The sequence below is a fragment of the Kocuria kalidii genome (genome assembly GCF_044462225.1).
GTDB lineage: Bacteria > Actinomycetota > Actinomycetes > Actinomycetales > Micrococcaceae > Kocuria > Kocuria kalidii.
In genome coordinates this window covers 1-8334 of record NZ_JBISWJ010000046.1, presented here as the reverse complement: position 1 = coordinate 8334, position 8334 = coordinate 1, and the positions used below count along the sequence as shown (strand labels likewise).

Annotated in this window: 9 protein-coding genes; 7 read left to right on the top strand and 2 right to left on the bottom strand. The window is 75.7% G+C overall.

Annotated features, from left to right (window positions below; genetic code table 11):
• Window positions 1-109 precede the first annotated feature (109 nt).
• From ACH9D3_RS07095 to ACH9D3_RS07075, 5 genes are all read left to right on the top strand, one after another.
• Window positions 110-583 carry a hypothetical protein gene (locus ACH9D3_RS07095; RefSeq protein ID WP_396410392.1) on the top strand — a complete coding sequence of 158 codons (474 nt, stop codon included), beginning with the start codon at window positions 110-112 and terminating at the stop codon, window positions 581-583.
• Window positions 584-791: 208 nt separating this feature from the next.
• Window positions 792-2285 (top strand): sensor histidine kinase, encoded by a 1494-nt coding sequence (locus tag ACH9D3_RS07090; protein WP_396410391.1) that lies wholly within the window; start codon window positions 792-794, stop codon window positions 2283-2285.
• Window positions 2285-2989, top strand: a complete 705-nt coding sequence (locus ACH9D3_RS07085; protein WP_396410390.1) for a response regulator transcription factor — start codon at window positions 2285-2287, stop codon at window positions 2987-2989. Before ACH9D3_RS07090 ends, ACH9D3_RS07085 begins: the two co-directional genes overlap by 1 nt.
• Window positions 2986-3882, top strand: a complete 897-nt coding sequence (locus ACH9D3_RS07080; protein ID WP_396410389.1) for a hypothetical protein — start codon at window positions 2986-2988, stop codon at window positions 3880-3882. Before ACH9D3_RS07085 ends, ACH9D3_RS07080 begins: the two co-directional genes overlap by 4 nt.
• A gap of 71 nt (window positions 3883-3953) precedes the next feature.
• A complete protein-coding gene (locus ACH9D3_RS07075; protein WP_396410388.1) occupies window positions 3954-5324 on the top strand; it encodes an MFS transporter in 1371 nt (456 codons plus the stop codon).
• A 100-nt stretch (window positions 5325-5424) separates the two neighbouring features.
• On the opposite strand, the gene ACH9D3_RS07070 is transcribed toward ACH9D3_RS07075, so the two are convergent.
• Both ACH9D3_RS07070 and ACH9D3_RS07065 read right to left on the bottom strand, forming a co-directional pair.
• Window positions 5425-6456: an NAD-dependent epimerase/dehydratase family protein gene (locus ACH9D3_RS07070; RefSeq protein WP_396410387.1), complete on the bottom strand. Its 1032-nt coding sequence runs from the start codon at window positions 6454-6456 to the stop codon at window positions 5425-5427.
• Window positions 6457-6483: 27 nt separating this feature from the next.
• Window positions 6484-6747, bottom strand: coding sequence for a DUF3072 domain-containing protein (locus ACH9D3_RS07065; protein WP_396410386.1), 264 nt, complete (start codon window positions 6745-6747; stop codon window positions 6484-6486).
• 225 nt (window positions 6748-6972) lie between these two features.
• Between ACH9D3_RS07065 and ACH9D3_RS07060 the strand changes: the two genes are divergently transcribed.
• Entirely contained in the window at window positions 6973-7509 is a 537-nt protein-coding gene (locus tag ACH9D3_RS07060; RefSeq protein WP_396410385.1) for a hypothetical protein, read from the top strand.
• Between the two features lie 4 nt (window positions 7510-7513).
• Window positions 7514-8334 (top strand): dihydrofolate reductase family protein (locus ACH9D3_RS07055; protein ID WP_396410384.1); only part of this gene is annotated, 821 nt, incomplete at its 3' end.

Below are 8334 nucleotides of genomic sequence, written 5' to 3'. Positions count from 1 at the left end.
GCTCCGCCCGCCGGGGGAGGACCCGGAGGAGCCGCCGCCGCTAGCGTGCGGGGAGAGGGCCCGACGGCGAGCGCGGACGGGCCGAGACGCCGCTCCCGGAAGGACCCCGATGATCGACGCCCTGCAGGACTTCACCTCCTCCCTGCCGCCGCTGCTCCAGTGGCTGGGGGTGGTGGCGGCCGGGGCGGTCCCGTTCGTCGAGTCGTACTTCGGCTCCGTGATCGGCGTCCTCGCCGGGCTCGACCCGGTGGTGGCGGTCGGGGCCGCCGTCGTCGGCAACGTGGCCTCCATGCTCGCGCTGGTCCTGGGCGCGCACGGTCTCAGGCGCCGGTTCGCCGGCGACGCCCGGGAGCCCTCGGCCAAGCGGCAGCGGCTGCGCCGGGCGTTCGACAAGTACGGTGTGGCCGGTGTGAGCCTGCTGGGGCAGACCATCCTCCCGAGCCAGATCACGGCGACCGCCATGGTGTCCTTCGGCGCGGACCGCAACGCCGTCATCCGGTGGCAGATCCTCTCCATCGTGCTGTGGGGCATCGCCTTCGGCGCACTCGCGGCCGCGGGCGTGAACCTCCTGGGCGCCGGCTGAGGCCTGCCCCATCCGTCCGACCGTGCCGCTGCGGTCCCCCGCCGCGGGCACGGCGGGCAGGCGACCGGGACGCGGCCGCGGGCTCCCGCGTGCCGGAGTGCGGACCGAGCTGCGGACCGAGGTGCGGACCGGGGTGCGGAAAACCGCAGTGGTAACAGGTGGAGAACGTCGCAGTGCGGAGCCGGCCGGCGACCGTAGCGTGAAGGACATGAGCACACCGCACGAGACCCGGCCCCTGCCGTCCGCACCGTGGAGCGGCCCCGAAGCCGGCCACGACCCCGGCCACGATCCTGGCCACGACCCCGGCACCGCCCCCGACACCGGACACGGCCCCCCGCACGAGCCCGGCACCCGGCCCGGCCACCGTTCCGGGGCTCCCGGGGACACCGCCCGGCGTTCCGGCGGCGGGTCCCGGCCCGCCGGCCCCGGCGTCCCCCGCGAGTGGGGACCGTGGTCCCCCAGGACCCTCTTCTTCGGCGGCACCGATCTGGTGGTGGACGCCGCACTGGGCACGCTGTGGCTCACCGCCCTCGTCTCCCTGGTCTCCGCCGGGATCGCCTCGCTCGCCGCCCTGGTCGGCGTGGTCCTGCTCGTGGCCGCGATCTACGCGGTCCGCGGGATCGAGTGGGTCGAGCGCCGCCGCACGCAGGCTGCCTTCGGACTGCATCTGCCCGCACCGCGCCGGCGCCGCTCGCCCCGCACCGACGGGTGGCGGATCGTCCACCAGTGGTGGCTGGACGTCTCCGACCCCGCGTTCTGGACCGGCCTGCTGCACCTGGTCCTGACCACCGCCCTGGGCTGGGTCGCCGTCACCGCCCTGGCCGGCACCGGCGCCGCGGTGGCGCTGGCCCTCGCCCCGCTGTACGCCGCCGAGTCCAACCCGGTCTGGCCCTCCGAGCTGGTCGGGACCTGGCCGGACTGGGCCGTGGTCCTCGCCGGGGTCGCCCTCGCGCTGCTCGGCCTGCTCGTCGTGGTCCTCGCCGTGGCCGCCCACCGCGGTCTGTCCCGGCTGCTGCTGCGCGTCGACGAGGCCGCGGAGCTGCGCCGCCGGGCCGCCGAGGCCGCGGCCGCCCGCGAGACTGCCGTCCGCGGTGCCCGCACCGAGCGCTCCCGGATCGAGCGGGACCTGCACGACGGCGTGCAGCCCCAGCTCGTGTCCGTCGCCATGAACCTCTCGATGGCCCAGCGGCGGATCGACCACGACCCCGCCGGCGCCAAGGACCTCATCGGGGAGGCGCACACCACCACCAAGGCGGCGATCACCGAGCTGCGCCGCCTGGCCCGGGGCTTCCACCCGGCGGTCCTGGAGGACCGGGGTCTCGACGCCGCCCTCTCCGCCGTGGCCGCCCAGTCGCCCGTCCCGGTCGTGGTGGACGTGCGGGTGCCGCGCCTGGCCCCCGAGACCGAGGCGGCCGTGTACTTCGCGGTCTCCGAGGGCCTCGCCAACCTGGCCAAGCACGCGCAGGCCGACGCCGCGTCGGTGCGGGTGGGCCTCGAGACGGACCCCGCGGGAGGGAGCCGGGTGGTCGCCCGCATCGCGGACGACGGCCGCGGCGGGGCCGTCGTGGTCCCCGGCGGCGGGCTCTCCGGGATCGCCGACCGGATCCGCTCCGCGGGCGGGCACTTCTTCCTCGACTCGCCCGCCGGCGGGCCGACCGAGCTGACCGTCGAGCTGCCGGTCGCCCGAGGGGCGGGGTCCTGATGCGCATCGTCATCGCCGAGGACGCCGTCCTCCTGCGCGCGGGCCTCGTGCGCCTGCTCACCGAGGCGGGGCACCACGTGGTCGCCGACGTCGACACCGCCGAGGACCTGCTGAAGGCCGTCGAGCAGCACGAGCCGGACTTCGCGCTCGTGGACGTGCGGCTGCCGCCGACGTTCACGGACGAGGGCATCCGTGCCGCCGTCCTGGTCCGCTCCCAGCACCCGCGGATCGCGGTGCTCGTGCTCTCCCAGTACGTCGAGGAGCGCTACGCCTCCGAGCTCATCGCGTCCCGCCGGGACGGGCTGGGCTACCTGCTCAAGGACCGGGTGGCGGACGTCGACCAGTTCCTCGAGTCCGTGGAGACCGTGGGTGCGGGCGGCACCGTCCTGGACCCGGAGGTCGTCTCCCAGCTGCTCGTGCGCTCGCGGCACCGGCAGGACCTGGACCTCCTCTCCCCCCGGGAGCACGAGGTGCTCGGGCTCATGGCCCAGGGGCTGTCCAACGCGTCGATCGCCGCGAACCTGTTCCTCACCGAGTCCTCGGTGGAGAAGCACATCCGCTCCCTGTTCACCAAGCTGGGCCTCGCCCACGAGGACGGCGGCAACCGCCGCGTCCGCGCGGTCCTGCGCTACCTCGGCTACCCGGACCCCGGGCCCGGCCACCCCGCCCCGACCCACCAGACGCACCAGGAGTTCCGGCCATGAGCACCCGCACCGAGCACCCCGGCCCCACCGACCAGGACGTCGTCGGCGAGAACGAGCGCACGGCCTGGCTCGTCCCCACCGCCGTGCTCGGCGGCCTGGGCGCCCTCCTCCTGCTCGCCGGCGGCGGCGCCGCGGCGGCCGCGTCCTTGTCCATCGAGCAGCGGCAGGTGGACACGACGGTGACCGACCCCGTGGACACCGTGGTGGTCGACGGTCACGCGGCCGTCATCGAGGTCGTGACGGCCGACGTCCCCGACCTGCGGGTCGAGGCCGTGTACGCCGGGATCGGCCTCGACCGCGCCCCCGAGCCCCGGGTGGAGGACGGACGGCTGTCACTGGATGCCCTGCCGTCGAGCTCCTGGCCCGGTGCGGGCACCGAGATCGACGTGCGGGTCACCGTACCGGCCGACGACGAGCCCGTGGACCTGCAGCTCTCCGGCGACGCCGGCGCCCTGAACGTCGAGGGCGACTTCGGCGACGTCCGGCTCGACACCGAGGCCGGCGTGATCGAGGTGAGCGGCAGCGCCCGCAGCCTGTGGGCGGCCTCGGAGGTGGGCGCCGTCGACCTCGACGGCGTCCGGGTCGTCGAGGACCTGGACGTGCACACCGAGGTCGGGGCCACCGAGGTCCGGCTCCTCGGCGACGCCCCGCGGCGCGTGGCCGTCACCACCGGTGCCGGGGCGATCGAGGCCACGGTGCAGGACGCCGGCTGGTGGACGCCCGTGGTGGCCGGCGCCGAGGACCGCGACCCTGCGGACCTGACGGCGGCCACGGTCTGCGCCGCCGCCCCCGAGGACCGCCCCTGCCTGTACGTCTCCTCGGCCGTGGGTGCGGCGGAGGTCACCTACGGCGGACGCTCCACCACCTCGGAGAACGGGGCGGAGCGGCGCTAGACTGGGTCCCGTTGTCCGGGTCGGGCGCACCGGGAGGGGGGACGGTGCGCGCTTCTTCCGAGGACCCCTGAATGAACTCCCTGACCACCTCTTCCACGGCGGATCGCGCCGCACGGACACCTGCCGCGCCGGTCCCCGCCGCTCCGCTCCCCGGCGCGGAGCACTCCGCGACCGGGCAGCAGGACACCGCGCACCACGACGCCGGCCGCCGGCCGATCCCCTCGGCCGGCGGCCGGTACGCCCGGCTCGTGCAGCTCGCCGGACGCGACTTCCTGCCGATCGCCTTCGTGGCCCGGCTGCCCCTGGCCATGATCATCGTCGGGGCGCTGACCCTCGCCACCGCCGTCAGCGGCTCCTACGTCGTGGGAGGGCTGGCCGCGGGCGCCGTCGGGGTCGGTTCGGCCCTGGGCGGGCCCCTCATGGGCCACCTCGCCGACCGCGTGGGCCAGCGGGCCGTGCTGCTCGTCTCCGCCCTCGCCCACACGGTGGCCATCGGACTGCTGCTGGCCACCGCCTACGTCCCCGCAGGCCCGGATGCCCCGCCCGTGCCCCTGCTCGTCGGTGCGTCCCTGCTCGTGGGCGCCACGTGCCCCCAGGTCGGTTCGCTGGCCCGGGTGCGGTGGCGGGGGCTCACCGGCGGGAACCGGCGCGAGCTGGACACCGCCCTGTCCTACGAGTCCACGGCCGACGAGCTGACCTTCGTGCTCGGCCCGGCCCTGGTGGGCCTCCTGGCCTCACTGGTCGCCCCGTGGTCCCCCTTCGTCCTCGCCGCGGTGCTGACGCTCACGATGGTCGCGTCCTTCGCCGTGCACCCCACGCGCCTGGCGGTCCCCGCGGTCTCGGCCGCGGAGCGGCGGCGCGCGGCGGCCCGACCCGTCCCCGGTCGCGAACGGCTCCTGGTGCTGCTGCCCGTGCTGGGGATGCTGGCCATGGGCACGTTCTTCGGCGCCGTGCAGAACGGGCTCAACGCCTTCGGGGGCGAGTTCGGCGTGCAGCGCGCCGCCGGGCTGCTCTACGCCGTGCTCGGCATCAGCTCGGCGGCCGCGGCCCTGTCCGTGGCGTGGTGGCCGCAGCGCTTCCGGCCCGCCTCGCGCTGGCTGGCCAGCGCGGGCGCCATGGCCGTCCTGAGCCTGCTGTTCCTGCTGCCGGAGGGCATCGGGCCCATGCTCGTGGTGCTGCTGGTCGTGGGTCTGCCCCTGGGTCCGACCATGGTGAGCATCTACACGATCGGCGGGGACGTCGCCCGGCCCGAGCGGCTGGGCACGGTCATGACGATGCTCGCGAGCGGCGTGGTGCTGGGCTCCGCCGTGGGGGCGGCGCTGGCCGGGCTCCTGGCGGAGGCCGCGGGACACCGGGGCGCGTTCGCCGTCGCCGTGGGTGCGTCGGTGGCCATGGTGCTGGTCAGCGGGGTCCTGGCCCTCCTGCAGCGCCGGGACCGCTGACCGGGCGGACCGCCCGGCGCACGCCGGAGGTGCCTCCGCCCGGCCGTGCCCGGCCCGGCGGCACCGAGCCGGCACGGCCGGGCCGGGCTCCGCCAGGGGGCTACACCAGCGGGGACTTGGGCCGGTGCTCCCGGTTGCCGAGGCCCTCGCGGCCGTCGAGGTGGTCCACGACCTGGCGGAGCGCCTCGAGCGAGCTCACGGTCTCCGACCAGCCGGTGACCTCGCGGATCCGCGTGGTGTCCATGATCGGCACGGCGTCGGCGAGGTCGATCCAGCCGGGGTCGGTGGGCTGGAGCCGCAGCCGGTAGGTGATCGCCACGAGCGCCCGGAGCAGCCCCGGCCGCACGGGCAGGACGCGCTTGGCCCCGAGCACCTGCGCCACGCCGTCGGCGCCGAGCACCGGTTCGGCCGCGACGTTGAACGCCCCTCCGGCCCGGTGCTGGATGACCCGCCAGAACGCGTCCGCGACGTCGTCGGTGTGCAGCGTCTGGAAGCGGAACTTCTCCGGGAACGGCAGCACGGGCAGGCGCAGCCGGGCGATCAGCCCCTTGGGCACGAGGGCCCCGAGGAAGTAGTCCCCGATCTCGGGGGCGGCGCCGGCCTGGAACAGGAAGCCGGGCCGCAGCCGGGTCACGACGACCCCGGGGTGGGCCTCCTCGAAACGGTTGAGCACCGCCTCCGTCTCGGCCTTCTGCACGTTGTAGTGCGAGGTCTCGACCCCGCCCACGGGCCAGGACTCGTCCACGGCCCGGTCCTTGGGGCCGGGGCTGTAGGCGCCGAGCGACGAGGGGTACACGACCTGGGGCACCCCGGCGAGCACCACGGCGTCGAGCACGTGCACCAGACCGTCCACGTTCGTCTCGTGCATGAGGGCGAAGTCCCGGTTCGGGCGGATGAGCCACACGAGGTGGATCACCGCGTCCGCACCGTCCAGGATCTCCGCCAGCTCCGCGGTGGACTCCTTCGCGGCGACGTCGACGGTGTGCCACTCGACGCCGTCGTAGGGCTCCCCCTCCCGCTCGGGGTCCTCGCGGGAGACCCCGACGATGTGCGTGACCTCCGGTGCGGCGTGCAGGCGGCGGAGCACCGCCGTGCCCACGTTGCCCGTGGCTCCCAGGACGACGATCTTCACGGTGCTCCCCCTCCGCCGGTGCCGGACCTACTGGTCCTGGACCCGGCCGCTCTCGCCCTGCAGGCGGTCGATGTGCTTGGACGCCTCGGCCTTCGTGAGGTCGGCGGGCAGCTCCTCGCCGGCCTCGCGGGCCAGCGTGTCCAGGTAGCTGCGCTGGGCGCTGGTCATCGGCTCCTCGCCCGTGGCCCACTCGTCGGGGTCGCGGTCGATCCCGCTGCCCGGTTCGGGGCTGGAGGCCCCGAGGGTCTCCTGCTCGTCGGGGTCGGGGGCGCCGGTCGTGTTCTCAGTCATGCGCCCATGATAGTCATGTCCCTTATGGTTCTCGCCCCGCCGGTCCCGCCCCGGCCCCGGCGGCACGGACCGGCCGCGGGACTCCTGCCGCTCCCGTCCTGCCGCTCCCGCCACGGCGCGGACGGGGTCGGTAGGCTGGAGGACCAGGAGAACCGCGGGACGCACGCCGGAGCGCATCGCGGTGCACCACGCGGAGGTGTCCTCCCGATCAGCGAGGAGAAGCAGATGAGCGAGCAGCCACGCACCGGCCCCGACGGCACTGCGCGGGCAGAGGTCCAGTCCGACAAGCTCGAGGCCTACATGCTCGGGCACTACATGGGCGCGCTGTCCGGGGTGCGGCTCTTCGACGAGGCGGCCACCACGTGGGCCGGCACGCCCTACGAGGAGCGGTTCGCGGCGTTCGTCGGTGAGATCAAGGAGGACATCGGCCGCCTCGAGGCCATGATCGACCGCCTGGGCTCCGGCCGGCGCCAGGTGGCCAAGGGGCTCGGGACCGTCACCGGCATCGCCTCCCGGCTCAATCCGCTGAGCCGGATCCGGGAACGGGCAGGCATCGCCGCCCACGGGGAGCTCGAGATGCTGCAGTCCCTGGTCGTGGCCAAGCGCAGCATGTGGGTCACCCTGCTGGAGCTCGCCCCGGCCGAGCCGCGCCTCGACGCCGACGAGCTGCGGCAGCTCGAGTCCAAGGCCGCCGACCAGTACGACCGCCTGCGGGCCGTCGCCGAGGAGACGGCGGGGGACCGGTTCCTCGCCCGGGACTGAGTCCATGACCGACACCTCCGCACCCCGCGGCCCCCAGGCCGGGCCGCCGCACCCGGACGACGACGTCCCCGTGACGGCCGCTCCCGGTGCCGCCGCCCCCGGTGCCGCCGAATGGGAGGCGCTGCTGGCGGGACGGGTCCCGCCCGGCCGGTCCCCGGGGACGGAGCTCGTCGAGCGCTACGGGCCGATCGTGGCGCACCGGGGTCCGCTCGTGCTCGCCCAGCTGGGGCAGAGCCTGGACGGGTTCATCGCCTCCCGCACCGGGCACGCCGAGTTCGTGACCGGCCCCGAGGACCGTGCGCACCTGCACCGGCTGCGCGCGCTCGTGGACGCGGTGGTCGTGGGCGTCGGCACGGTCGTCGCCGACGACTGCCGGCTGACCGTGCGGGCCGTGCCCGGCCCCCATCCCACCCGCGTGGTCCTGGACCCCTCCGCGCGGGCCCCGCGGGACTCGGCAGTGCTCACGGACGGCGCCGCGCCCACCCTGTGGGTCGTGGGCGAGGACGCGGACGTGCCCGCGGCGCCGGCACCGCACGTCGCGGTGCTGCGGCTGCCCGTGGGCGCGGACGGACTGGCCCCTTCGGCCGTGCTCGAGGCGCTGGCCGGGCGCGGCCTGCAGCGCGTGCTCGTCGAGGGCGGCGGACGCACCGTCTCACGGTTCCTGGCGGCCGGGACGCTGCACCGGCTCTACCTCACCACCGCGCCCATGCTCATCGGGGACGGGGTGCCCGGCATCCGGTTTCCCGGCGCGGACCACCTCTCGGAGGCCCTGCGCGCCCCGGTGCGCCGCTTCGTGCTCGGCGGCGACCTCTGCACCGAGCTGAC